The organism is Pseudomonas sp. MF6747 (assembly GCF_963890955.1).
GTDB lineage: Bacteria > Pseudomonadota > Gammaproteobacteria > Pseudomonadales > Pseudomonadaceae > Aquipseudomonas.
This window is the reverse complement of record NZ_CAWPSZ010000052.1, coordinates 238,679-263,390: the sequence shown is the minus strand read 5'-3', so window position 1 is coordinate 263,390 and position 24,712 is coordinate 238,679. Positions and strand designations below refer to the sequence as shown.

Here is a 24,712-nt window from a genome sequence, read left to right as displayed (position 1 = left end):
AAGCCTGCCCGTCGGATGTCGTTCAAGGAATTGATATGTCGCCCTGGCTGACGGTAGTAGGCATCGGTGAAGACGGCTTCAAGGGGCTGGGCAGAAACGCCCGGCATGCCCTGTTGCGCGCCTCCCGGATTATAGGCGGCCAGCGTCAGTTGGACCTGTTACCGGTGTGTATTCGTGGTGAGCGGCAGCTGTGGCCGAGCCCGTTTTCCCTGGCGCCCGTGTTGGCGCAACGCGGCGAGCCTGTGTGCGTGCTGGCCAGCGGCGACCCGATGTTCTATGGCGTGGGCGCCAGCCTGGCGCGGCAGGTGGCGGCTGAAGAGTTGCTGGTTTTACCGGCGCCGTCGTCGGTGTCGCTGGCGGCGGCGCGATTGGGCTGGCCGTTGCAGGACCTGGTGACGTTGTCGGTGGTGGCGCGGCCGCTGGCGGCACTGAATGCGCATCTGGCCAGCGGCGTGCGGTTGCTGGTGTTGAGCAACGATGGCCGCAGCCCTGCGGCGATTGCTTCGCTACTGGTTCAGTCCGGGTTTGGCGCCAGCCGTATCAGTGTGTTTGAACACGTGGGCGGCGCGGATGAACAGCGCATTGATGGGCTGGCGGTTGATTGGCCACACGCCTCGGTTGCGGATTTGAATCTCGTCGCCATTGACTGCGTGGCCGACGCCAACACACCGCGCCTGTCGCGCCTCGCCGGCCTGCCGGACTCAGCCTTCCAGCACGACGGCCAACTGACCAAGCGTGACGTGCGCGCCATGACGCTCGCCCGCCTCGCACCGATGCCCGGCGAGTTGCTCTGGGACGTAGGCGCGGGCAGTGGCTCCATTGGCATCGAATGGATGCGTGCCCACCCCAGCTGCCGCGCGCTGGCGATTGAAGCCGACGCAGGCCGCCAAGGCCTGATCGAACATAACCGCGACGCCCTTGGCGTGCCCGGTTTGCAATTGATTCGTGGAAAGGCGCCGGACGTGCTGCACGGTTTGGAAGCACCAGACGCGATCTTCATCGGTGGCGGCGTCACCCGCGACGGCGTGCTCGACACGTGCTGGGAGCACCTGCGCCCGGGCGGCCGTCTGGTCGCGAACGCCGTGACCTTGCAAAGCGAAATGACCTTGATGAACTGGCGCGCGGAGCACGGCGGCGAGCTGACTCGCATTCACGTGGCGCAGGCCCAGCCGCTGGGCGAGTTCGACACCTGGCGCCAGGCGTTGCCGATTACCTTGCTGGAAGTGGTCAAGCCGTTATGAAACGCATCCTGCTGTTGGGCGGCGTGACTGAAGCGCTGGCCATCGCGCGTACGCTGGGGCCTGAACATATCTACAGTCTGGCCGGTGTGGGCCGGGTGCCTACCGACCTCACCTGCCACGTGCGCGTCGGTGGGTATGGCGGGGTTGAAGGGCTGGCACAGTTTGTTCGCGATGAACACATCAGCCTGATCCTCGACGCCACCCATCCGTATGCCGCCCAGATCAGCCGGAACGCCGCGCAGGCGGCGCGGCTGTGCGGCATCCCTTGCTGGGCGCTGCGCCGTCCGGCGTGGCAACCGCAGGCCGGCGATGACTGGCGTGAGGTGAGTGATTGGGCCGAGCTGGTTGAAGCGTTGAGGCCGTTCAAGCGCCCGTTGTTCACACTGGGGCGCGAGCCGTTGCAGCATCTTGATGAGATCCCCGCCGATCAGCTCTGGACGCTGCGCGCGCTGGATGTGTATCCCGGCAATGCACGCTGTGAAGTCATCGGCGCACGTGGGCCGTTTCTGATTGAAGACGAGCGCGCGTTGTTTGAGCGGCGTGGGATTGATGTGTTGATCAGCAAGAACAGCGGCAGCATGGCGACCGAACCGAAACTGGAAGTGGCGCGGGAGCTTGGAATACCGGTGCTTGTCTTGAAGCGTCCAGTGCTGGCTGCGGTAGATCGAGAGTTCACCGACGTGGCTGCGGTGCTACAGGCCGTCAACATTCTCTAAACATCACCTTCCCAATGTGGGAGCGGGCTTGCTCGCGAAGGCGCTGGGTCAGCCAATCAATCACTGGCTGACCCACCGTTATCGCGGGCAAGCCCGGCTCCCACATTTGGTTTGTGACTGGCGCAAAATTTTGCCCAGGCACAAATAAGTGTGGGAGCCGGCTTGCCTGCGATGGCGGTGGGTCAGTGAGCCTGGCCGTTACTGATCCACCGCCTTCGCGAGCAAGTCCGCTCCCACATTTGGAACTGCGTTATCAGGCTGCAGTTTTCGTTTGTCCGACGCCCTTGTGCACTCGATCGGCCAGCAACTGCGCCAGCTCAATCAACTGCGCAACGCCGAGCAATTTCTCTGGTTTCGGGCCATCCAGGTCAAAGGCAAGGTCGCACCTCAGCGCATTGGCCGAGGCGAGTGTTTCGCTGCGTTTTCAGCGGTGTACGGGGACTAGAGTTCCATCTTCCTAGGGACAACCTTAAATCTTTGTCGGACGTTTCTATACGCTTCCATCCACCGCCGAATACAAGCCAGCCCCCACAGGGTTCAGCGTCACGCTGAATGTCGCGATCCATCTGCAAAATTGGCAATCTGTGGTTCCCGGCTATCCTGTAGACAACCACTGCGACACCAAACCACACCGGCCTTTTTTACTTATCCCCACCGATCAGGCTAAATACGCACCTGATCGCTTAACCCTACGGATTGTCCGCCATGGCCCGTCAACGCTTTGCAATTGTGTGGATCGCCTGCTTTGCAGTGCTGTTCAACGCCTTTGCCATGCCGATGGCGAGTGCGATGCAGCAGTCCAGCGACCCTGTTCAGCAATTGCTATGGGGCAGTTTTTGCTCCTCCAATGGCGCCAGTCTGAAGACCATTGCCCTGGGCAAGCTGGACATTCCGGCGCCGCAGCAGGACGACCACTCCACCATGCAGCACTGCTGGTGTTGCTCGGGCTCACCGCCTTTGGTGGCCTTGCCGGGGCATGTGCCGCAGTTGTATCTCACCCGTTTTGCAGCGGCGCAGAGCCTGCCGCCGCCTTCATTGCAAGCCCCTACCCCGCGCCAGCAATGGCCGAGCCTCAACCCGCGCGCGTCTCCAACGGTCTGATTTCTTCGCAAGTGAACTGCGTTTAGAACCGTTCTGGAGAACTGCCATGCTCAAATCTTCCCTGCTTCTGGCTGCGTTGTTGCTGCCGGTGTGTGTTGCTGCGAATGCCGATGACTACAAGGCCGGCGACCTGCTGGTCAGCGATCCCTGGTCACAGGAGCTGCCACCGAATGCGCCGACCGTCGCTGCGTATTTCGTGATTCATAACGCCGGCGAAACGCCGGACCGCCTGCTTGGCGTCGAGACGCCGGTAGCGGACAAAGCCGAGCTGCACGAGCATGTGATGCAAGGCGACTTGATGAAGATGCAACAAGTGCCCAGCGTTGCCGTGCCGGCCAAGGGGGATTTGACCTTCGCGCCAATGGCCTATCACGTGATGCTGCTGGGCCTAAAAGACCGCAGCCTGCTGGCCGACGGCAAGCAATTCCCATTGACCCTGACCTTCGAAAAAGCCGGCAAGGTTGAAGTCGAAGTTTCGGTTCAGAAAACGCCGCCAGCGGCTGGCCACGAGTCTATGCACGCTCAATAGGCCAACCTCGATGGGCGCCCCTCGCGCCAGGTTATCCGCGCAACGCCGCAAGCCCCTGGGTTTGATGCGCGCCAGCTGGATCAGCCTGTTCGCCATGCTGATGATCTTTATCGGTCCGCTGATTTCCCAAGCGATGCCGATGGATCATCACGCCGGTATGTCGATGGAAATGTCGATGGAAATGTCCATGGACATGCCCAGCTGCCATGGCGATGCACCGCAACACAGCAAAGCGCCTGACGAGCACCACGTGCTCTGGGAAAAGTGCGGCTATTGCAGCCTGCTCTTCAGTTGCCCGGCCCTGCCCGGCAGCGTGTCCTATATCACCCTCGGCACCGCGCCACCTGCCAACGCCCTCACCCCCGCCCCACGCCTGGGCCATGCCCGGCAGAGCATTTTCCCCGGCGCCCGCAGCCGCGCGCCCCCCATCACCGCGTAAGCCTTTCACCGCGCTACTTCACACCGGCCGACTTTAGACAGACAGCCGCAGGCTGCTGGCCGTGTTGTTTACGAATGATTGATGGAATTTTTCATGTCCAGGTTTTCTGCTGACACCCGTATGGGATGTACCCCCGTTTTCGCTGTTCTGTGTGGCGCACTGTTGGTGCCACAGGTACACGCCGATGATCATGAGTTAAGCCCCACGGTGATCACCGCGATTGCCCCCAGCTCGCCGCTGACCGTGATCACCAACCCCAAAGACCCGCGCCAACCGGTGCCCGCCAGCGATGGCGGCGACTACCTCAAGACCATCCCTGGCTTCGCCCTGGTGCGCAACGGCGGCACCAATGGCGACCCGGTGCTGCGCGGCATGTTCGGCTCGCGCCTGAATATCCTCACCAATGGCGGCATGATGCTCGGCGCCTGCCCAGGCCGGATGGACGCACCGACCTCCTACATTTCGCCGGAAACCTACGACAAGCTCACCGTGATCAAAGGCCCGCAAACCGTGCTCTGGGGCCCGGGCGCGTCGGCTGGCACCATTCTGTTCGAGCGTGAGCCGGAGCAGTTCGGCGAGCTGGGCACGCGGGTCAACGCCAGCGTGCTGGCCGGCTCCAACGGGCGCTTCGACAAAGTCATCGATGCCGCCGCCGGCGGGCCCCTGGGCTACGTGCGCGTGATCGGCAACCAGGCACACGCCGATGACTACAAGGACGGCAACAACGACACGGTTGCCTCGCGCTACGACAAGTGGAACGGCGATGTCGCCGTCGGTTTTACCCCCGACGCCGACACCCTGCTGGAACTTACCGCCGGCCGTGGCGATGGCGAAGCACGCTACGCCGGGCGCGGCATGGACGGTTCGCAGTTCCTGCGCGAAAGCCTGGGCCTACGCTTCGAAAAATCCAACATCGGCGAGGTGCTGGATAAAGTTGAAGCCCAGGTCTACTACAACTACGCCGACCATGTGATGGACAACTACAGCCTGCGCACGCCGTCCGGCACCGGCATGATGGCCGGGCCCATGGCCTCCAACGTCGACCGCCGCACCCTCGGCGCGCGGATCAAGGCCACCTGGCGCTGGGCCGATGTGCAACTGATCAGCGGCCTGGACGCGCAGACCAACGAACACCGCCAGCGCAGCAGCATGGGCGTCGACACCTACAAGGATCTGCCGCGCAACAAGGACGCCAACTTCCACAACTATGGTGCGTTCGGCGAACTGACCTGGTACGCCGCCGACCGCGATCGCCTGATCACCGGCGCGCGTCTGGACCGCGCCTCGGCCAAGGATTTTCGCCAGACGACCGGTTCAGGGATGATGTTCCGCCCCAACCCGACCGCCGACGACACCCGCGCCGATACGCTGCCGTCGGGCTTTGTGCGCTTTGAGCACGACTTGGCCGACAGCCCCACCACTGTCTACGCCGGGCTGGGCCATTCGGAACGTTTCCCGGATTACTGGGAGCTGTTTTCCCCTAACACCGGCGCGGTCGGTTCAGTGAATGCTTTCGAGGGCGTGAAGCCGGAAAAAACCACTCAACTCGACTTCGGCGCGCAGTACAAAACCGCTGACATGGAAGCCTGGGCCTCGGCTTATGTCGGCCAGGTGCGCGACTTCATCCTGTTCGACTACACGCCCGGCATGATGGGCACCACCTCCCAGGCGCGTAACGTCGATGCCCGCATCATGGGCGGCGAACTGGGTGCGGCCTATAAGCTGACGCGCCACTGGAAGGCCGATGCCAGCCTCGCCTACGCCTGGGGCAAGAACACCAGCGACGGCAAGGCCCTGCCGCAAATGCCGCCGCTGGACGCGCGTTTCGGCCTGACCTACAGCGAAGACGACTGGAGCGCCGGTGCCTTGTGGCGCGTGGTGGCAGCGCAAAACCGCATCGACCCGAACAAGGGCAACGTGGTCGGCAAGGACTTCGACAAAAGCGGCGGTTTTGGCGTGTTCTCGCTGAACGCGGCGTACCGCATCAATAAGCACTTCAAGGTCAGCACCGGCGTCGACAACCTGTTTGGCAAAGCCTATGCCGAGCACTTGAACCTAGCCGGCAACGCCGGGTTCGGCTACCCGGCCAATGACCCGCAAGCCATCAAGGAACCGGGGCGCACGCTCTGGACCAAGGTGGACATGAGCTTCTAAAAGCTTCGCGAGCAAGCCCGCTCCCACACTTGGAATGCATTTCAAATGTGGGAGAGGCTTGCTCGCGAAGGCGGCATAACTGAATAAAAATTTTTAAAGCCTTTGCGGAGCATCCTGATGACCACTCAAAAGATTTCCTTCTACAACCTGGCCTGGCGCTGGCACTTCTACGCCGGGCTTTTCGTCGCGCCTTTCATGGTGCTGCTGGCCCTCACCGGCATCATCTACCTGTTCAAACCCCAGCTCGACCCGCTGATGTACGCCGACCTGCTCACCGTGCAAAGCGCCGAACACGCCTTGAGTGCCGACGAGCAATTACAGCGCGCGCAGGCAGCCTTTCCCCAGGGCAAAATCAGTAAATACCTGCCACCGGCCGACGCCACCAGCAGCGCGCAGTTCGTGATGCATGACAACGGCCGCGAAGTGACCGTATTCGTGGACCCGTACCGCGGCACCGTGCTTGGCGAACAGGATGCCAAATACAACCTGCAAGCCATCGCCCGCGCACTCCACGGTGAGCTGATGATCGGCACCGTCGGCGACCGCCTGGTGGAACTCGCCGCCGGTTGGGGCGTGATGCTGGTGGTGTCCGGCCTGTACCTGTGGTGGCCGCGCGGCAAGTCGTCGGCCGGGGTGTTATGGCCACGGTTCAACGCGCGTGGGCGCGTGTTCTGGCGCGACATGCACGCCGTCGCCGGTTTCTGGGGGGCGGCGTTTTTACTGGTGATGCTGCTCAGCGGCATGACCTGGACCGGCTTCTGGGGCAAGCAATACGCCGCGTTGTGGAATCGCTTTCCGGCGGCGATGTGGAACGCCGTGCCGCAGTCGGATCAGCAGGCGCGCAGCCTCAATACCGCCAGCCAGCAAACCGTGCCGTGGGCGATGGAAAACACGCCGATGCCAATGTCCGGCGACCACGCCGAACACATGAACCACGGCGCCATGCATTCGGGCCCGGCTGCGCCAACCGTGCGTCTGCAGCAGGTGGTCGATCTGGCCAATGCTCGCCAGGTTGAACCCGGCTACAGCATCACCTTTCCCAGCACCGCCGACGGTGTGTTCACCGTCGCGGTGTTCGCCAACGACCCACGCAACGACGCGACCCTGCACGTGGACCAATACACCGGCAAGGTGCTCGCCGATGTGCGCTGGGAACACTACAACACGGTGGCGCGCGCCACCGAAACGGGTGTGATGCTGCACGAAGGCAAGATGTTCGGTTGGGTCAACCAACTGATCGTGCTGCTGATCTGCCTGATGATTTTGCTCAGCGCGGTGAGTGGCGTGGTGATCTGGTGGAAACGCCGGCCTGCCGGTGGCCTGGGTGTGCCGCCGCTGCGCCATGACGTGCCGAAGTGGAAAGCCGCGATGGGGATCATGCTCGCGCTGGCGATCATTTTCCCCTTGGTCGGCGCCTCGTTGATCGGGGTGTGGGCATTGGATCGGCTGGTATTGGCGCGCGTGTTCAACCAACGTGAATCTACCTCAGGTTCTGCATGAGGCAGGCGAGATGCCCACGGCAGAACCCTTCTGTAGCCTTGCGCGACTTTTGTCCCGCAGCCAATAAGTGTTAACTTATAACACTTTCTGCGTTATCGTTGCTCGCCGCGCACTGCGGCGAGTACCCCTCCAAGAAGTGATTGATTGATCGATGAACAAGTACCTAGCGCCCGGCCTGTGCCTGCTCGCCCTGCACACCAGTGCCCAGGCCCTGACTCTGCCCGCCAGCCCCGTCACCGCAACCGCCGTGGATGACGAACGCGTCGACCTCAACACCCCGACCACTGCGGGCTCGCGCCTGAACCTTACGGCCCTGCAAACCCCTGGCAGTGTTGAAAGCCAGACCGGCGAAAAAATCCGCGAACGCGGCGACGCCAGTGTGCAGGACGCTATCTCGCGCGCCACCGGCATCAGCCGCACCGGCACGCCGGGCGACGGCGGCACCTCGTTGCAGGCGCGCGGCTTTACCGGGCAGAGTGCGGTGCTGCAACTGTACGACGGCCAGCGCATGTTCGACGGCGCGGGCACGTCCACCTTCCCGGTAGACACCTGGTCGGTTGAACGCGTGGATGTGTTGCGCGGCCCCGCCTCGGTGATCTACGGCCAGGGCGCCACGGGCGCGGTGGTCAACACCCTGCCGAAAAAGCCTTTTGAAGGCGAGATCGAAAACCACCTCCGCCTGGGCTACGGTTCCTATGACCGCCAGCAGCAAGCCCTGGACAGCGGCGGCTCACTGACCGACACCCTGAGCTACCGCCTGAACATCAACCGCCTGCGCAGCAACGGTTTCATCGCGCGCGGCGACTCTGCCAGCGACTTCGTCAGCGGCGCCCTGCGCTGGCAGCCGGCCGACAACCTGAGCGTCACCCTGGCACACGACTATGGCGACCAGGCCCCGCAGAATTACTACGGCACGCCGCTGATCAATGACCAGTTGCACAAAAGCCTGCGCGACAAAAACTACAACGTCAGCGACGACAAACAGCACTACAACGACCAGTGGACACGCCTGACCAGCGAGTGGCAAATCAACGACAACGTCACGGCCACCAACGAGCTGTCGTACCTGAAAAACCAGCGTCGCTGGCAAAACGCCGAGAGCTACAACTATGTCGAGGGTGGCCTCGTACGCCAGAGCTACCTGGGCATCAAGCACGATCAGGAGCAGGTCGGCGATCGCCAGACCTTCACCTTCAAACACACCCTGTTGGGCCTCGACAGCCAGACCGTGACAGGGGTCGAGTACAACCGTATTCGCTTCCGTCTGGCGAGCAACGCGCCCTTCGACGACCTGCCGGGTGGCGGCCAGCCGGTGGACATCAACCATCCGGCGCCACAACCGTTTGAAAGCGACAGCCCCTTTATTGCGCAGTCGGTCAGCACCACCAGGCAGCTCGCCGCCTTCGCTGAAAACCGCCTGCAACTGACCGATAAACTGTCGCTGATCACCGGCGCGCGCCGTGACTATCTGCACATCGACAGCAACGACCTGACCACAGCGAACCAGGACGCCGACAGAACCCTCACCGGCAACAATTGGAAAGCCGGCCTGGTCTACGCGATCACTCCGGACACTTCGGTCTACGGCCAATACGCCACCAGCACCGACGGCGTCGGCAGCCTGATCAGCTTGAGCCCGAGCCAGCAGCAGTTTGGCTTGTCCACTGCCAAGCAAGCCGAAGTCGGTATCAAGCAGGCATACTGGGACTCGCGCGGCGAGTGGACGCTGGCGGCCTATCACATCGTCAAAAAGAAGCTGTTGACCAACATCCCCGGCACCACGCTGCAACAACAAGTCGGCCAGCAATCCTCGACCGGCCTGGAAGCCAGCCTCGACCTGCAACTGCCGAACGCCTGGCAATTGCAAGCGAACGCCGCCATCGTGCGGGCCAAGTACGACGACTTTTCCGAAGCGGTGAATGGCCAGGCGGTGTCCCGCGCCGGCAACCGCCCGGTGGACGTCCCCAACCGTACTGCCAACCTGTGGCTGAGCAAGGCCGTGACCGATAATGTGCGCGCCGGTGCCGGGGTGCGTTACGTCAGCGCGCGGTATGCCGACACCGCCAACAGCAGCGAGGTGCCGAGCTACACCGTGGCCGACGCGACCGTGTCGTGGAAGGCGATGCGCAACACCACGCTGGGCCTGGAGCTGAACAACCTGTTCAACCGCACTTACGCGGTCAGCCAGTACAACAACGGCCAGCAGTGGATTTTGGGTGAGCCACGTTCGTTCTTCGTGACGGCGGATTACACCTTTTAACGAATACACCATGGAACCCTGTGGGAGCGGGCTTGCTCGCGAATGCGGTGTGTCAGCCAACACGTCTTTCACTGAACCACCGCCTTCACGAGCAAGCCCGCTCCCACGTCGTTTGATCTGCGCTGACCTTGAGAACATGAATGGCCTCACTCTCACTCACCGACCTGACCTGGACCCCACCGGGCCACGACCACTGCAATCACCAGTTCCAACTGCGTGACGCCAGCCTGCAGGTCGGTGCGGGGGAGTTTGTCGGGCTGATCGGTCCCAATGGCAGCGGTAAAACCAGCCTGTTGCGCTGCGCCTATCGCTTCACCAAACCGGAACACGGCGACGTACTGCTCGAACACCAAAACGTCTGGAAGCACAGCGCCAAGTGGTGCGCACAACGCATCGCCGTGGTGCTGCAGGAGTTTCCCGACGCCTTCGGTGTGCGCGTGGATGAAGTGGTCGCCATGGGCCGCACGCCTCATAAAGGCTTGTTCGATGGCGACACGCTTCACGACCGACAATTGATTCAAGCAGCGCTGGCATCAGTCGGCATGCAGGGCTTTGAAGACCATGCGTTCGCCACCCTCTCGGGCGGTGAAAAGCAGCGCGTCATCCTCGCCCGCGCGTTGGCCCAGCAACCGCAATTGCTGATCCTCGACGAACCGACCAATCACCTCGACCCGCGCTATCAGCTTGAGCTACTGCGGCTGATCAAACGCCTGAACATCGGCACCCTGGCGAGCATCCACGACCTGAACCTGGCCGCCGCCTTCTGTGACCGCCTGTACGTGATCAACCACGGGCGCATCGTCGCCAGCGGCACACCTCACCACGTGCTGACCGCCGAGTTGCTGCGTGACGTGTTTGGCGTTGACGCACTGATCGACACTCACCCCTTGTCCGGCTACCCCCGAATCACCTGGATAACCCAACCATGACCCTGCGCGCCCTGTTGTCTCTCGCCCTGATGTTCGGCACTGCCCAAGCGTTCGCCCAAGCGACCCATTACCCGGTGACCGTCAAAAGCTGCAACCGCGACGTGACCTTTCAGCAAGCGCCCAAACATGCGGTCAGCCACGACATCAACATGACCCAGATGATGCTCGCGCTCGGCCTCAAGCCGCAGATGGCCGGCTACAGCGGAGTGACCGGCTGGAAGTCGGTCACTCCGCAAATGGCCAGCAGCCTCGACGGCCTGCCGGAGCTGGCGAGCAAGTACCCGTCGGTGGAAACGCTGCTCAATGCCAACGTCGATTTCTTCTTCGCCGGCTGGGACTACGGCATGCGCGTGGGCGGCGACCTCACGCCGCAAACCCTGCAACCTTTGGGCATCAACGTGTATGAGCTGACCGAGTCGTGCGCCTTTGTGATGAAGCGCCCCGCCGCCACGCTGGAAGACACCTATAACGACCTGCGCAACCTGGGCAGGATCTTCGACGTGCAGGACCGCGCCAACGCCTTGATCGCGCAGATGCAGGCGCACGTTGCCGAGGTGCAAAGAGACCTGCCCGCCGAGAAGCCTCGCGTGTTCCTCTACGACAGCGGCGAAGACCGCGCCATGACCTCCGGCCGCCTGGGCATGCCGCAGGCGCTGATCGAGGCCGCCGGTGGGCGCAATATTCTCGATGACATCGACGCCAGCTGGACCCGCGTCAACTGGGAAACGGTGGTGGAACGCAACCCGCAGGTGATCGTGATCGTCGATTACAGCGAAGTCACAGCCGAGCAAAAGGCGCACTTTCTGCTCAACAACCCGGCCCTGCAATCGGTGGACGCCATCCGTAATCAGCGCTTTATCGTCATCCCCTACGTGCAGGCCACACCGGGCATCGATAACGTGCTGGCGGTGGAAACCCTGGCCAAGGGGTTCCACGGCGAATGATCACGCGGCGCTACGTCCTGCTCTTAAGCGCCCTGGGTGCGTTGCTGTTGGTCTCCTGCGTGATTTCGCTGGGGTTCGGCTCGGCGCGGGTGCCGGTGGACGTGGTGTGGCAGATTTTGCTGAACAAGGCGTTCGGCCTCGGTGAAGTGAATTGGAGCACCGGGCAGGAACACATCGTCTGGCTGATCCGCGTGCCGCGCATGCTGCTCGGTGCACTGGTGGGCGCCGGGCTGGCGCTGATCGGTGCGGTGTTGCAAGCGGTGACGCGCAACCCGCTGGCCGACCCGCACCTGCTGGGCGTGACCTCCGGCGCCACCCTCGGCGCGGTGATCGTGGTGCTGCATGTGGGGGAAATCATCGGCCTGCTCACGCTGCCCATCGCCGCCTTTATCGGCGCGCTGCTGAGCATGCTGGTGGTGCTGGCGGTGGCGAGCCGCAACGGGCGACTGGAGAGCGATCGCCTGCTGCTGTGCGGCGTGGCCGTGTCGTTTGTCATGATGGCGGCAGCCAACCTGTTGCTGTTCATGGGCGACCACCGCGCCGCGTCGGCGGTGATGTTCTGGATGCTTGGCGGGCTCGGTCTCGCACGTTGGGAGCTGCTGACGATTCCGTGTATCACGGTGCTGCTGGGCCTGCTGTTGCTGCTGAGCATGGCGCGCCCGCTCAATGCCTTGATGGCCGGCGAACAGACCGCCGTGACCCTCGGCCTCAACGCACGCACCGTGCGGTTGAAGGTGTTCCTGGTCGCCTCGTTGATGACCGCAGTGCTGGTGTCGATCAGCGGCTCCATCGGTTTTGTGGGGCTGATGGTGCCGCACATTGCCCGGCGCCTGGTCGGCGCCGAGCATCGGCGTTTATTGCCGGTGTGCGTGCTGCTGGGCAGCGTGTTCCTGGTGTGGGTCGACGTGGCCGCACGCACGCTGATCGCCCCCGAGGACTTGCCGATCGGCGTGGCCACGGCGGCGATTGGCGGGCTGTTTTTTATCGGGCTGATGCGCAAGCGCTGATAACACCTCAGAGTTCGTCCTTGTCCCGACCGTACTGGACGTCCAGCGGATCAGGTTCGGCCTGCAGGTTGGCTTGCCACGCCGTGCCCAACACCCCTGCGCGGGTCCAGAAGGCGTCGGTTTCCAGCACCGCAAGCTGGCCGGCCGCCCACAAACCGCTGACCAACGCGCTGGGCAAAACCGACGCACCGGCACTCAGCAATTGCGTCTCGGCCGCCGTAAAACCGGGCACATACTTGAGCAGCGCGCCGCCTCGGCACGTCAGGTAGACACTCTCGGCGACGGGGTGGTTGATCTTGACGATGTCCAAGTACGACCTCAGCTCGGTGCCGGAGACAAAATTGTTCAGCAGCTTCCATTCCTGCGCCTGCAGGTTCGGCACGGCAGCCATGCCTTTGTAGAAGGCCTGGACGGCGTTGACCGCGTAGCCGAACAGCGGGTGGGCGACCGTGACCTCAAGCCCGGCGCGCTCGAACCGGAACAGTTTCACAATCGTGTCCTGCAGCCAGGCGTGGCGGTCCTCTATCGGGTCAAGTGACACAAACCCCGTAATCCCGGGACAGGTCAGCACCGCGCCGAGGTATTCGACGCCCTTGAACGGGCCCACCTGTTTACGAGCCCAGCGCGCCGCATCATCGGCATGACTGAACAACGGCCCACAAAATGACAGCACGTGCGGGTTGTGTTCGAACGGCCAGGGTTCGGCGTTGGGCTGCCACTGCGCCGTCACGGCCTGCTCCTTGCCCCACACGGTGCTGCGCACCCGCACCTCCAGCGCGCCCTTGGCCGCCAGTTCTCTGACAAAGCTTGCGACGGTCGAGCTGCCCTCAAGCATGCGCCGGGCGATGGCGCCCGCTTGGCTGAGCATCGCGTAGGCCAATTGCCGGCCGTTCTTGTTGACCACATAGCTGAGCAGCGCCCCGTCGGCACACAGCAGGTAAAGCGGCAAGCCTCGGCTTTTGGACAAATTGCTGACGAAGCCGACGCCACCGGCCAACGCCTGGGGAGTGAAGAAGCTGGTGGCCATGGCATCGCTGGGCGGCGCAATCGCAGCGGTAGAGGCGCATAAATACAGGCCATCCAAGCCATAGCCCTGGGGCAGCAACCCGTCGGCAAAAACCTGTGCGAGCCGCGTGCAATCCCCGCGCACCAGCGGCAGAGTGGTCATGTAGGCATTTTTATTGACGGCCTTGAGCACGTAACCGAACTGTACCTCTGGCCGGGGCGATGCCAATCGTTGTGCATAACGTACGGCGTCGTCGGCGCGGGCAAAGATCGGGCTGCACGGCGCATCGGCGAATACCTGCTTGATCTCCAGGGCCGGCAGGGTCGCCAGATTCGCCACGAAGGGCGCGCTCACGCGCCGGGCAAACCCCCACAACGCATTGCCCTTGATAACGCGCAGGTCGCCGGCCTTGGCGACCTGGCCGACGAAGTCACCCGGCAGCAGGGTACCGGCCCGCAGTTGGCGTTCAACCTCGGTGTCTACTTGGTTGCCGTTCAGTGGGTTCAGGGGCACCAGACGCGCTTTCAGCGCCGCTTCCTCCACCGAGCCGGTCAACTGGTAACGCAGGATCGTGCCGTGGGGCCCGAACAGGTATTCGCGCTGTATGCGCGGGTCACGGTGCAACAGGTTCGACAGCACGGCGGTGGGCAGCATGCTCTGGTAGATAGCCTTTTGCTCGGCGGCCAACAGCATTTGCGTCTCCTCGCCAAGCACCGAGCGGTAGCGCGCAACGACAGTGCTGCCATGGGGATAAAGCCCGCCAGTGACGGCCACATCGGGGTACACCCAGTTCAGCGCAAAACCCTGGGGCGGCAAGGCCAATGGGTCCGTCGCCACGTACAGGCCATCCGCCTGCCGCAGCAGCACCCCGCCATAGGCGCGGCGGCGTCCCTCGCCGATAATGTCGGCGGCATAACGCGCCGCATCATCCGCGCTGGCGAAGGCCGGGCTCAACCGGCGTCGAGCCAGGTGCTCGTAGCCGGCCCAGGTACGCGATACCACGCCCGGGGTGTCCCAGCACTGGCTGGTGTGGATCACCTTGAGTTCACCTCGGTCGGCCCAGTCGCGGACAAAGGCTTGCGCCGTCTTCTGGCCCGAAATCAACAAGCGTTCGTCTTCCTCAAGGACCCTGTCCACCGGGCCGCCACTTCCCACGTTGAAGGGCAGCGACACGTACCGCAGCAAGGCGCCCTCCTCGGTCGAGAAGTACACCGGCAGGTTTTTGCCATGGTTGTATTTTTCGCCCGCGCGCTTGGTGTCGTAGAGGGCGACGTACAGCACCTTGGGCATCACGAAGTAGCGGGTCAGCCAGGCGGTTGGGGCAGGCAGGTCCGCCGGTTGCCACTGCTGCGAACGAAACAATCCACACAGAACGAACCCGTCAGGAAAACGGAAATCGCCGCCCGCAATCGGGGCAAACACACGGTTGAGCTTGAACAGGGCATTCTGGTCGCCCGCGCCTGCGACCTCGCTCGCCAGGTATTGCTCGGTGTCCTTGTGCTTGAGAATAAAACCGAAATACGCCTGCTCGGCAAGGTTGCGCCCATGAACCCGTGCGTGAAGGTTGCGAGCGGCCGCGTCTGCGCTGGCAAACAGCGCGCCATAGGTCGCGTAGTCCGGCGCGCCGACTCTTGGCGCATAGTCAAAATACGCAGTCCAGTCGTCATAGACCGGCGAGCGCGGGCCCCACAAGGCATTGCCCAGGATCACCCGCAAATCACCGGCTTCGGCCAGCACGATGACCCATTGCGCAGGCTTGACCTGCCCGCTGTCCAGCCGTTGCTGAGCGGCACTGCCACCCGGTTGCGGCGCAGTTTGGCTCAGCAGCCGTTGCTCAGCACTGGAAAAACTCGGCGTGTACGCCAGTAAACAATCCTCGGCGGCCGACAGATAGGCCGGCTGCCTGTGACTGATCACAGCGTGGATTTCATCGGCGGAAAAAACCTGCAGGTTGATCAGCGCGTCTTCACGGCTCCAGCGTCGTTGCGCCACCCACTCGGGGTCGACCATCGACAGCGCAGGGTGCGAGCCGTAACGCGCAAATACCTGATACGGCTCAGGCGGAATCAACGGGCCTTGCCCATCCGCAGGAAAAAACAGCAACTGGGCGAACGGGTTGGCATCACTTGCCTCAGGCGCGGTGATAAAGAAATGTCCTTTAGCGTCTTTGAGCACGTAGCCGCCGTAGGCACGCTCGCGGCGCCGCCCTATCTGCTCGTGCGCATACACCGCTGCATCGTGAGCCGAAATAAAGGCGCGGCTTATCACCGCCCGCGAAACACCGTCCAGCACTGCCGAGCGATTGTCCACCGGGCCGACCGTTCGCCAAAGCAACCCCGCCGCCACTACCGACACCGTCGTTGAGGCAATCACACGGCGCACATAGCCACGCGGGCTCAGCGTGCCGGCCAGCAGCGCGGCCTGGGCGCCGTTGTCGTCAACATCAGCGCCGGCCAGGTCGGTCTCGGCGCCGGGCACTTGCAGTTTGAGCAGCGCGCCATCCGATGCCTGCAGATACAGCTGGAGCCCACGCGCCTTGTCCTGCAGCGCCAGGGTCGCGCGCGACTGGGTGATGGCGGCAGCCACTTCGGCGGGGGTAAAGAAGGTGGAATACAGCCAGGGTTCACGTGCGGGAATGTCCGCGGCCAAGGGCGTGGCGCGGTAGTAGATGGCCTCCAGTCGAAAGTTTGAGGGCAGGCGTAACTGGCCATCGGCGCGCAACGGAAACCGTTCTGCGGGAGAGAACAACGGCGTGCCAAGGGCCTCGGGGTAAGTGGCCACATACGCTTCGCCGCGCGTGTGCTTAAGCACAAAGCCCTGAGCTGAGCCTTCAGGGAACAACGCGCGCGCGGCCATCAGCGCCAGGTCTGCGCGCTCAAAGACCGGCGTGCAGAACGGCTGTTCCTCTGTCACCTGCGTGACGGCGGCGTTGATCCGCCAGCCGTGCTTGACCCGCCCGCGCACGCCGCCCCAATGCGCGTTGGCCACCACCGCGCGCAGATCGCCGGCTTGCGCGGCCTGCCAGATCAACGACTCGAAGTCTGCAGAGGGCGCGAATGGCTCCTCACCGGCAATGCGCTTTCTCAATAGCACCTCGGCCGCCGAGCCACTGCTCACGTATTTGAGCAATGAGCCTTCGGGGCCGAACACATAGTGCGCCACCACTGAACACCGGTGTTCGATGATAAAACGCAGGTCGGCAGGCGAGAAAAAACTGATGAACACCGAGGCCTGCTCATCGCTCATGCCGGGGTTGTGCCGCTTCACCTGCGCCATGTCCGGCGGGTGCGAGTGATAGAGCGCCTCGCAGGTATAGCCCTCGGGGGCGATGAAATTATCCTCGGCGTCGGTGGCCAGCACGATCCGATGATCGAAGGTGACGTGCTGGTCGGCCACAGGCGTTGTGGCAAACCAGTAGTGGCCCTGCTTGAGGATCGCGCCACCCAATTCCTTGTTGGCCGCTGCGTAGTCGCCCTGCCCATAGGCCCAACGCGCGGCATCGTCGGCGCTGATAAACGGCGGGCTCAAGACCGGCAGGGTCGGCTGTGGCGCAGCGACTCTTGGGGTACGTGGCATAAGTTCAGTCCTTGGAAAGTGAGGAGCGGTCACTGTTCCATCAACGCGATTCCAGGCGGCGCTAGATAGTTGTCGACCCCGGCACCACTTCAGCGCACCCCGTGCACGCCCACCCCGCCAGCGCGCCGATCTGGTGCGCGCGCCCGGCCCGGCAGCGTCCGTCTGCTGCGCAAACAAGCGCCCGCGTGCACCTCGGCACAGCCTTTGCAAAAGCCTGTGCAATGCCCTCATAACAACTTGAGTTTCTGGAGATCGCACCATGAAGCGTCGCAGTTTGATCAAGGCTTTCACCCTGTCCGCCTCCATTGCCGCCATGGGTCTGACCTGGACCGTGCAGGCCGCCGAGACCATCAAGGTCGGCATCCTGCACTCGCTGTCCGGGACCATGGCAATCTCCGAGACCTCGCTCAAAGACATGGCGTTGATGACCATTGACGAGATCAACGCCAAAGGCGGCGTGAACGGCAAGATGCTCGAGCCGGTGGTGGTCGACCCTGCATCGAACTGGCCGTTGTTCGCCGAAAAAGGCCGTCAGCTGCTGACCCAGGACAAAGTCGCCGTGGTGTTCGGCTGCTGGACCTCGGTGTCGCGCAAATCCGTGCTGCCGGTGTTCGAAGAACTCAACGGTTTGCTGTTCTACCCCGTGCAATACGAAGGCGAAGAGATGTCGCCGAACGTGTTCTATACCGGTGCGGCGCCCAACCAACAGGCGATCCCGGCGGTGGAATACCTGATGAGCGAAGAAGGCGGCGGCGCCAAGCGCTTCTTCCTGCTCGGCACCGACTACGTGTACCCGCGCACCACCAACAAAATCCTGCGCTCGTTCCTGCACTCCAAAGGCGTAGCCGACAAAGATATCGAAGAGGTCTACACCCCGTTCGGCCACGCCGATTACCAGACCATCGTGGCCAACATCAAGAAGTTCTCGGCCGGTGGCAAGACCGCGGTGATCTCCACCGTCAATGGCGATTCCAACGTGCCGTTCTACAAAGAGCTGGCCAACCAGGGCCTGAAAGCCACCGACGTACCGGTGGTGGCCTTCTCCGTGGGTGAAGAAGAACTGCGCGGCATCGACACCAAGCCGCTGGTGGGCAACCTCGCCGCCTGGAACTACTTCCAGTCGGTGGAGAACCCGGTGAACAAGAAATTCGTCGCCGACTGGAAGGCTTACGCCAAGGCCCACAACCTGCCGGGCGCGGATAAAGCGGTGACCAACGACCCGATGGAGGCCACGTACGTCGGTATCCATATGTGGGCGCAGGCGGTGGAGAAAGCCAAGTCCACCGACGTCGACAAAGTGCGCGAAGCCATGGCCGGGCAGACCTTTGCCGCGCCGTCGGGCTTCACCCTGACCATGGATAAAACCAACCACCATCTGCACAAGCCGGTGATGATCGGCGAGATCCAGTCTGACGGGCAGTTCTCGGTGGTGTGGCAGACCCAGGAGCCGATTCGTGCGCAGCCATGGAGCCCGTACATCCCTGGCAATGACAAGAAGCCGGATTACGCCGTCAAGAGCAACTAAGGCCCCTAGCGCAGATTAAAAATGTGGGAGGGGGCTTGCCCCCCGATTGCGGTGCATCAGGCAACACATGCAGTGCCTGACACCCAGCCATCGGGGGCAAGCCCCCTCCCACACTGTCCGCGCATGATCAGGACATTTTGTTATGCCCACTGCCCTGCACCGTTTCATCCTCACGGCCTTGTTGCTGCTGCCTTTGGCGGTATATGCAGGCGACGCCGAAGACTTCCTTGCCGCCAACCCGATGCAACAAGCCAAGCTGCTGCAGGACTGGGCCGCCCAGCCTGACCCGGCACGCATCGAGCTGGTGGACGCCCTGCAACAAGGCCAGATCACGCTCAACGGCGAAACCAAAACCGTGCGCCTGAACAACCGCCTGCGTGGCTTGATCGACAACGTGCAGGCCAGTCAGCAGTTGCTCGCCGCCGACCCCAAGGTGCGCCTGGCCGCCGCGCAAACCCTGCAAAAAACCGCGCAGCCTGCGCAGCTCAAATTCCTCGACCAGCAAGTGGCCGCCGAAACCAACGAAGACGTGCACACCGCCCTCAGCCTGGCCCTGGCCAACCTGCAATTGGTTGATACCGACCCCGTGGTGCGCCTTGCTGCCGTGCGCTTGCTCGGCAGCACCGGCGACCCGCTGGCGCGCACGCGCCTCGAAGCCCTGCTCGCGCCGGGGGTCGAAACCGACGCCGCCGTGCATACCGCCGCCGAGACCAGCCTGGCGCAGGTCAAACGCAAATTGATGGTCGGCGAGATCCTCGGCCAGGCCTTCAGCGGCATGTCCCTGGGTTCGATTCTGCTGCTTGCGGCCCTGGGCCTGGCGATCACCTTCGGCCTGCTCGGCGTGATCAACATGGCCCACGGCGAGATGCTGATGCTCGGCGCTTATTCGACTTACGTGGTGCAACTGCTGATGCAGCGCTACGTGCCCGCGGCCATCGAGTTCTACCCATTGATCGCGTTGCCGGTGGCGTTTTTTGTCACCGCCGCCATCGGCATGGCCCTGGAACGCACCGTGATTCGTCACCTCTACGGCCGTCCGCTGGAAACCCTGCTCGCCACCTGGGGCATCAGTTTGATGCTGATCCAGTTGGTGCGCCTGGTGTTCGGTGCACAGAACGTCGAAGTCTCCAACCCGCAGTGGCTGTCGGGTGGCATTCAAGTGCTGCCCAACCTGGTGCTGCCGTACAACCGCATCGTGATCATTGCCTTCGCGCTGTGCGTGGTGGTGCTGACCTGGCTGTTGCTGAACAAGACGCGCCTGGGCCTCAACGTGCGTGCCGTCACCCAGAACCGCAACATGGCCGCCTGCTGCGGCGTGCCCACCGGGCGTGTGGACATGCTCGCCTTTGGCCTGGGCTCCGGCATCGCCGGCCTGGGTGGCGTGGCCCTGAGCCAGGTTGGCAACGTCGGTCCGGACCTGGGCCAGAGCTACATCATTGACTCGTTCCTGGTGGTGGTGCTCGGCGGTGTCGGCCAGTTGGCCGGTAGCGTGATGGCCGCCTTCGGGCTGGGCATCGCCAACAAGATTCTCGAACCGCAGATCGGCGCCGTGCTCGGCAAGATCCTGATCCTCGCGCTGATCATTCTGTTTATCCAGAAACGCCCGCAAGGACTCTTCGCACTGAAAGGACGGGTGATCGACTGATGAACCAGCCATTGATGCTTACGGCCACGCAAAAGGCCGGCCCCACGCTGACGATAGCCGTCGGCGCGGTGATCCTGATCCTGCTGCTGGCGTTGCCTTTGTGTTCGCTGCTGGCGCCGGAAAACCCGCTGCACGTGTCGGCCTACACCCTCACGCTGGTGGGCAAGATCCTTTGCTACGCCATCGTTGCCCTGGCCCTGGACCTGGTGTGGGGCTATGCGGGCATGCTGTCCCTCGGCCACGGTTTGTTCTTTGCCCTCGGCGGTTATGCGATGGGCATGTACCTGATGCGCCAGGCGTCCGGCGATGAGCTGCCGGCGTTCATGACCTTTTTGTCGTGGACCGAACTGCCCTGGTATTGGGTTGGCACCGAACACTTCCTCTGGGCGATGTGCCTGGTGGTATTGGCGCCGGGGTTGCTGGCGCTGGTGTTTGGCTTCTTCGCCTTCCGCTCGCGGATCAAGGGCGTGTATTTCTCGATCATGACCCAGGCCCTGACCTTCGCCGGGATGCTGCTGTTTTTTCGCAACGAGACCGGGTTTGGTGGCAATAACGGCTTCACCAATTTCCGCAGCATTCTGGGCTTTGGGATTACCGAACCGGGCACGCGGGCGGTGCTGTTTTTTGCCACGGTCGTGTTGCTGGTCGCCAGCCTCTACACCGGCTGGCGCCTGGCGCAGAGCAAGTTCGGCCGCGTGCTCACCGCCCTGCGCGATGCCGAGAACCGCTTGATGTTCTGCGGCTATGACCCGCGTGGCTTCAAGCTGTTTGTGTGGGTATTGAGCGCGGTGCTGTGTGGCCTGGCGGGCGCGTTGTATGTGCCGCAAGTGGGCATCATCAACCCCAGCGAAATGTCGCCGACCAACTCCATCGAAGCCGCCGTGTGGGTGGCCTTGGGCGGGCGTGGCACGCTGATCGGGCCATTGCTCGGCGCCGGTGTGGTGAACGGCATGAAGAGCTGGTTCACCGTGGCCTTCCCGGAATACTGGCTGTTCTTTCTGGGGGCGCTGTTCATCCTCGTCACCTTGTATTTGCCCAAGGGCGTGATCGGCCTGTTGAAGAAACGGGGTGAACAATGAGAGTCACAGCGACGGCGGAATTTATGCTCGAACCCATTCTTGAGCCAAACAAAGACGCGGGCAGCAGCCGCGATGCGATCGGCCTCGGCCAGGCCGCCGGCAAGGGCCTCAATACCCGCCACGGCACAATCCTGACCCTGGAAGACATCAGCGTCAGCTTCGACGGTTTCAAGGCGCTCAACGACTTGAACCTCTACATCGGCGTCGGCGAATTGCGCTGCATCATCGGCCCCAACGGCGCGGGCAAGACCACGCTGATGGACGTGATCACCGGCAAGACCCGCCCCAGCCACGGCAAGGCCTGGTTCGGCGAAACCCTCGACCTGACAGGCATGAGCGAGGTGCAGATCGCCCAGGCCGGCATCGGCCGCAAGTTCCAGAAACCCACCGTGTTCGAAGCCCTCAGCGTGTTCGAAAACCTGGAGCTGGCGCAGAAAACCGACAAATCCGTGTGGGCCAGCCTGCGCGCACGCTTGAGCGGCGAGCAAAAAGACCGCATCGATGAAGTGCTCGACACCCTGCGCCTGAGCGCCTCGGCGCAGCGCCCGGCGGGCTTGCTGTCACACGGGCAAAAGCAGTTTCTGGAAATCGGCATGCTGCTCGTGCAAGACCCGCAGCTATTGCTGCTGGACGAACCCGTGGCGGGCATGACCGACGCCGAAACCGAATTCACCGCCGAACTGTTCAAGCGCCTGGCGGGCAAACATTCGCTGATGGTGGTGGAGCACGACATGGGCTTTGTCGGCTCGATTGCCGACCACGTGACGGTGTTGCACCAGGGCAGCGTGCTGGCCGAAGGGTCGCTGGAACACGTGCAGGAAAATGAGCGAGTGATCGAGGTTTACCTCGGTCGCTAACCCAAGATGCGGGCTGCTTCGTGGGAACCGATGCAGATGTGGGAGCTGGCTTGCCTGCGATGGCATCACTCGGTCCATCAGGCATACCGAGTTGCCTGCATCGCAGGCACGCCAGCGCCCACAGTTGATCCGGTTCCTACCAGGGATTTGAGGAGAATTTGAACATGCTGCAAGTCGACAAGCTGCATCAGTACTACGGCGGTAGCCATATCCTGCGCGGGCTGTCTTTTGACGTGAAGATCGGCGAGGTCACCTGCCTGCTCGGCCGTAACGGTGTGGGCAAAACCACCCTGCTCAAGTGCCTGATGGGTTTGCTGCCGGCCAAAGAAGGCGCGGTGAATTGGGAAGGCAAAGCCATTACCGGGCTCAAGCCGCATCAGCGCGTGCACGCTGGCATTGCCTACGTGCCACAGGGCCGGGAGATTTTTGCGCGGCTGACGGTGGAAGAGAACCTGTTGATGGGCCTGTCGCGCTTTCCGGGTTCTGAGGCCAAGCAAGTGCCGGCGTTTATCTATGAATTGTTCCCCGTACTGCTGCAAATGAAACACCGGCGCGGCGGTGACTTGTCCGGCGGCCAACAGCAACAGTTGGCGATTGGCCGCGCCCTGGCCAGCCGCCCGCGCCTGTTGATCCTCGATGAGCCCACCGAAGGCATCCAGCCGTCGGTGATCAAGGAAATCGGCATGGTGATCAAGAAGCTCGCCGCACGCGGCGATATGGCGATCCTGCTGGTGGAGCAGTTCTATGACTTCGCTGCCGAGCTGGCGGACCAATACCTGGTGATGTCACGCGGCGAAATCGTCCAGCAAGGCCGCGGTGAAAATATGGAAAGTGAGGGTGTACGCGGGCTGGTTACCATCTAATCTGTAGCGTCCTGACGATAAGCACTCAACCATGAACCTGCCCGTTTCCCCTGCCCTGTTCACCCCCAGCTGGCATGCCGAGCTGGACCTCGGCTACGCGCGTTTCGGCGACACCACGCGCCCGGTGATGCGCCGCCACCTCGGCCCGCTGCGCGTGCAAAAGCACCTGTACGCCGAAGGTCCTCAGGTGTGCCAGCACATCATCGTGCACCCGCCCGGCGGGATTGCCGGCGGTGATCGCCTGGACATCCGCGCCCATGTTGGCGCCGGTGCCTGGGCGCAATTGACCAGCCCCGGCGCAGCCAAGTGGTACCGCGCCAGCGGCCCGGCCTTTCAACAGCTTGAATTGACCGTGGAAGCGGGCGCCACGCTGGAGTGGCTGCCCCAGGAAACCATCGTGTTCAGCGCCGCCCAGGCCGAACTCACCACCCGCATTGACCTGCAAGGCGATGCCCGGCTGTTCTACTGGGACGTGGTCGCTCTCGGCCGGCCAGCCAGCGGCGAGCGTTTTGACCTGGGCCACTTTCAAGCGCACCTGGATATTCGCCGCGACGGCCAGTTGCTCTGGCATGAGCGCCAGCGCATTGTAGGCGCCGACGGGTTGCTCGACTCGCCCATCGGGCTGGACGGGCAACCGGTGTTCGCCACACTGCTGCTCACTGGCGATATCGAGCCTGACTTATTGGAAAGCTGCCGCGCCTTGCCCCATGCGGTGCGCGGCGACCTGACCCAACTGCCCGGGCTGCTGGTGGCCCGCTGTTTGGCCAGTGAAGCGCTGCTGGCGCGGGGCTGGTTGATTGATGTGTGGAAACTGCTGCGTCCGACCGTACTGGGGCGAGAGGCGGTTCCACCAAGAATTTGGAGCACATGACGATCTGAAGTGGAACCTGTCCCCTGTGGGCGCTGGCTTGCCTGCGATGCAGGCAACTCGGTATAGCTGATGTACCGAGGTGATGCCATCGCAGGCAAGCCCGCTCCCACTCTCGGATCTCTGTTGTTTTTAAGAATGCTGTTTATGAAGGACCTTGAACCATGGATTTGACCCCACGGGAAAAAGACAAACTGCTGATCTTCACCGCAGGCCTGGTCGCCGAACGCCGCCTGGCACGAGGCGTGAAGCTCAACTACCCGGAAACCATCGCCTACATTTCCGCTGCCTTGATGGAAGGTGCCCGCGATGGCCGCACCGTCGCCGATTTGATGCACTACGGCACCACCCTGCTCAGCCGCGAGCAAGTGATGGAAGGCATCCCGGAAATGATCCCGGATATCCAGGTGGAAGCCACCTTTCCCGACGGCACCAAGCTGGTCACCGTCCACCAGCCTATCGCGTGAGAGCCG

19 protein-coding genes and 1 pseudogene are annotated in these 24,712 nt (G+C 62.9%); 18 read left to right on the top strand and 2 right to left on the bottom strand.

All coding sequences use genetic code 11. From position 1 onward, the window contains the following. The first annotated feature begins 35 nt into the window (after nucleotides 1–35). Nucleotides 36–1,241 carry a precorrin-6y C5,15-methyltransferase (decarboxylating) subunit CbiE gene (gene cbiE, locus AACW30_RS29785; RefSeq protein WP_200624057.1) on the top strand — a complete coding sequence of 402 codons (1,206 nt, stop codon included), beginning with the start codon at nucleotides 36–38 and terminating at the stop codon, nucleotides 1,239–1,241. Then, nucleotides 1,238–1,957: a cobalt-precorrin-6A reductase gene (locus AACW30_RS29780; RefSeq protein WP_200624056.1), complete on the top strand. Its 720-nt coding sequence runs from the start codon at nucleotides 1,238–1,240 to the stop codon at nucleotides 1,955–1,957. The genes cbiE and AACW30_RS29780 overlap by 4 nt, the downstream gene beginning before the upstream one ends. A 253-nt stretch (nucleotides 1,958–2,210) precedes the next feature. Here the strand turns inward: AACW30_RS29780 and AACW30_RS31690 are convergent. Then, nucleotides 2,211–2,375: pseudogene (locus tag AACW30_RS31690) on the bottom strand (DUF6124 family protein); the annotation flags it as partial. A 287-nt stretch (nucleotides 2,376–2,662) separates the two neighbouring features. On the opposite strand from AACW30_RS31690, the gene AACW30_RS29770 reads away from it, so the two are divergent. The 9 genes from AACW30_RS29770 (at nucleotide 2,663) to AACW30_RS29730 (ending at nucleotide 12,820) form a co-directional block, all read left to right on the top strand. Continuing rightward, nucleotides 2,663–3,058: a DUF2946 domain-containing protein gene (locus AACW30_RS29770; protein ID WP_106577683.1), complete on the top strand. Its 396-nt coding sequence runs from the start codon at nucleotides 2,663–2,665 to the stop codon at nucleotides 3,056–3,058. A gap of 46 nt (nucleotides 3,059–3,104) precedes the next feature. Further along, nucleotides 3,105–3,587 (top strand): copper chaperone PCu(A)C, encoded by a 483-nt coding sequence (locus AACW30_RS29765; protein WP_106577682.1) that lies wholly within the window; start codon nucleotides 3,105–3,107, stop codon nucleotides 3,585–3,587. 64 nt (nucleotides 3,588–3,651) lie between these two features. Then, a complete protein-coding gene (locus AACW30_RS29760) occupies nucleotides 3,652–4,026 on the top strand; it encodes a DUF2946 domain-containing protein (protein WP_200624074.1) in 375 nt (124 codons plus the stop codon). Nucleotides 4,027–4,119: 93 nt separating this feature from the next. Continuing rightward, nucleotides 4,120–6,180 (top strand): TonB-dependent copper receptor, encoded by a 2,061-nt coding sequence (locus AACW30_RS29755; protein ID WP_200624054.1) that lies wholly within the window; start codon nucleotides 4,120–4,122, stop codon nucleotides 6,178–6,180. A gap of 117 nt (nucleotides 6,181–6,297) precedes the next feature. Continuing rightward, on the top strand, nucleotides 6,298–7,680 hold the full coding sequence (locus AACW30_RS29750) for a PepSY-associated TM helix domain-containing protein (RefSeq protein WP_200624053.1): 1,383 nt from the start codon (nucleotides 6,298–6,300) through the stop codon (nucleotides 7,678–7,680). A 151-nt stretch (nucleotides 7,681–7,831) separates the two neighbouring features. After that, on the top strand, nucleotides 7,832–9,940 hold the full coding sequence (locus AACW30_RS29745; RefSeq protein WP_200624052.1) for a TonB-dependent receptor: 2,109 nt from the start codon (nucleotides 7,832–7,834) through the stop codon (nucleotides 9,938–9,940). Nucleotides 9,941–10,080: 140 nt separating this feature from the next. Continuing rightward, nucleotides 10,081–10,869 (top strand): ABC transporter ATP-binding protein, encoded by a 789-nt coding sequence (locus tag AACW30_RS29740; RefSeq protein ID WP_119737830.1) that lies wholly within the window; start codon nucleotides 10,081–10,083, stop codon nucleotides 10,867–10,869. Further along, complete coding sequence (locus tag AACW30_RS29735) at nucleotides 10,866–11,813, top strand: ABC transporter substrate-binding protein (RefSeq protein ID WP_169368105.1); 948 nt, start codon at nucleotides 10,866–10,868, stop codon at nucleotides 11,811–11,813. Before AACW30_RS29740 ends, AACW30_RS29735 begins: the two co-directional genes overlap by 4 nt. Further along, on the top strand, nucleotides 11,810–12,820 hold the full coding sequence (locus tag AACW30_RS29730) for a FecCD family ABC transporter permease (RefSeq protein WP_169368104.1): 1,011 nt from the start codon (nucleotides 11,810–11,812) through the stop codon (nucleotides 12,818–12,820). Before AACW30_RS29735 ends, AACW30_RS29730 begins: the two co-directional genes overlap by 4 nt. A gap of 7 nt (nucleotides 12,821–12,827) precedes the next feature. On the opposite strand, the gene AACW30_RS29725 is transcribed toward AACW30_RS29730, so the two are convergent. Next, the gene (locus tag AACW30_RS29725) at nucleotides 12,828–17,402 is read right to left on the bottom strand and encodes a hypothetical protein (RefSeq protein WP_200624051.1); all 4,575 of its coding nucleotides are present in this window, start codon (nucleotides 17,400–17,402) and stop codon (nucleotides 12,828–12,830) included. A gap of 259 nt (nucleotides 17,403–17,661) precedes the next feature. On the opposite strand from AACW30_RS29725, the gene urtA reads away from it, so the two are divergent. The 7 genes from urtA (at nucleotide 17,662) to ureA (ending at nucleotide 24,706) form a co-directional block, all read left to right on the top strand. Then, nucleotides 17,662–18,927, top strand: a complete 1,266-nt coding sequence (urtA, locus tag AACW30_RS29720; protein ID WP_106577675.1) for an urea ABC transporter substrate-binding protein — start codon at nucleotides 17,662–17,664, stop codon at nucleotides 18,925–18,927. A gap of 142 nt (nucleotides 18,928–19,069) precedes the next feature. Next, entirely contained in the window at nucleotides 19,070–20,572 is a 1,503-nt protein-coding gene (urtB, locus tag AACW30_RS29715; RefSeq protein WP_200624050.1) for an urea ABC transporter permease subunit UrtB, read from the top strand. Continuing rightward, complete coding sequence (gene urtC / locus AACW30_RS29710; protein WP_106577673.1) at nucleotides 20,572–21,651, top strand: urea ABC transporter permease subunit UrtC; 1,080 nt, start codon at nucleotides 20,572–20,574, stop codon at nucleotides 21,649–21,651. The genes urtB and urtC overlap by 1 nt, the downstream gene beginning before the upstream one ends. Then, nucleotides 21,648–22,508, top strand: a complete 861-nt coding sequence (urtD, locus tag AACW30_RS29705; protein WP_106577672.1) for an urea ABC transporter ATP-binding protein UrtD — start codon at nucleotides 21,648–21,650, stop codon at nucleotides 22,506–22,508. Before urtC ends, urtD begins: the two co-directional genes overlap by 4 nt. A 164-nt stretch (nucleotides 22,509–22,672) precedes the next feature. Beyond that, complete coding sequence (urtE, locus tag AACW30_RS29700; RefSeq protein ID WP_106577671.1) at nucleotides 22,673–23,371, top strand: urea ABC transporter ATP-binding subunit UrtE; 699 nt, start codon at nucleotides 22,673–22,675, stop codon at nucleotides 23,369–23,371. Between the two features lie 31 nt (nucleotides 23,372–23,402). Then, nucleotides 23,403–24,242: an urease accessory protein UreD gene (locus AACW30_RS29695; RefSeq protein ID WP_106577670.1), complete on the top strand. Its 840-nt coding sequence runs from the start codon at nucleotides 23,403–23,405 to the stop codon at nucleotides 24,240–24,242. A 161-nt stretch (nucleotides 24,243–24,403) separates the two neighbouring features. Further along, nucleotides 24,404–24,706 (top strand): urease subunit gamma, encoded by a 303-nt coding sequence (gene ureA, locus AACW30_RS29690; RefSeq protein ID WP_003171437.1) that lies wholly within the window; start codon nucleotides 24,404–24,406, stop codon nucleotides 24,704–24,706. Nucleotides 24,707–24,712 lie beyond the last annotated feature (6 nt).

Bases quoted from the DNA above. Each gene is read 5' to 3' on its own strand.
- cbiE (WP_200624057.1), top strand. From the start codon at position 36: ATGTCGCCCTGGCTGACGGTAGTAGGCATCGGTGAAGACGGCTTCAAG.
- AACW30_RS29780 (WP_200624056.1), top strand. From the start codon at position 1,238: ATGAAACGCATCCTGCTGTTGGGCGGCGTGACTGAAGCGCTGGCCATC.
- AACW30_RS29770 (WP_106577683.1), top strand. From the start codon at position 2,663: ATGGCCCGTCAACGCTTTGCAATTGTGTGGATCGCCTGCTTTGCAGTG.
- AACW30_RS29765 (WP_106577682.1), top strand. From the start codon at position 3,105: ATGCTCAAATCTTCCCTGCTTCTGGCTGCGTTGTTGCTGCCGGTGTGT.
- AACW30_RS29760 (WP_200624074.1), top strand. From the start codon at position 3,652: ATGCGCGCCAGCTGGATCAGCCTGTTCGCCATGCTGATGATCTTTATC.
- AACW30_RS29755 (WP_200624054.1), top strand. From the start codon at position 4,120: ATGTCCAGGTTTTCTGCTGACACCCGTATGGGATGTACCCCCGTTTTC.
- AACW30_RS29750 (WP_200624053.1), top strand. From the start codon at position 6,298: ATGACCACTCAAAAGATTTCCTTCTACAACCTGGCCTGGCGCTGGCAC.
- AACW30_RS29745 (WP_200624052.1), top strand. From the start codon at position 7,832: ATGAACAAGTACCTAGCGCCCGGCCTGTGCCTGCTCGCCCTGCACACC.
- AACW30_RS29740 (WP_119737830.1), top strand. From the start codon at position 10,081: ATGGCCTCACTCTCACTCACCGACCTGACCTGGACCCCACCGGGCCAC.
- AACW30_RS29735 (WP_169368105.1), top strand. From the start codon at position 10,866: ATGACCCTGCGCGCCCTGTTGTCTCTCGCCCTGATGTTCGGCACTGCC.
- AACW30_RS29730 (WP_169368104.1), top strand. From the start codon at position 11,810: ATGATCACGCGGCGCTACGTCCTGCTCTTAAGCGCCCTGGGTGCGTTG.
- AACW30_RS29725 (WP_200624051.1), bottom strand. From the start codon at position 17,402: ATGCCACGTACCCCAAGAGTCGCTGCGCCACAGCCGACCCTGCCGGTC.
- urtA (WP_106577675.1), top strand. From the start codon at position 17,662: ATGAAGCGTCGCAGTTTGATCAAGGCTTTCACCCTGTCCGCCTCCATT.
- urtB (WP_200624050.1), top strand. From the start codon at position 19,070: ATGCCCACTGCCCTGCACCGTTTCATCCTCACGGCCTTGTTGCTGCTG.
- urtC (WP_106577673.1), top strand. From the start codon at position 20,572: ATGAACCAGCCATTGATGCTTACGGCCACGCAAAAGGCCGGCCCCACG.
- urtD (WP_106577672.1), top strand. From the start codon at position 21,648: ATGAGAGTCACAGCGACGGCGGAATTTATGCTCGAACCCATTCTTGAG.
- urtE (WP_106577671.1), top strand. From the start codon at position 22,673: ATGCTGCAAGTCGACAAGCTGCATCAGTACTACGGCGGTAGCCATATC.
- AACW30_RS29695 (WP_106577670.1), top strand. From the start codon at position 23,403: ATGAACCTGCCCGTTTCCCCTGCCCTGTTCACCCCCAGCTGGCATGCC.
- ureA (WP_003171437.1), top strand. From the start codon at position 24,404: ATGGATTTGACCCCACGGGAAAAAGACAAACTGCTGATCTTCACCGCA.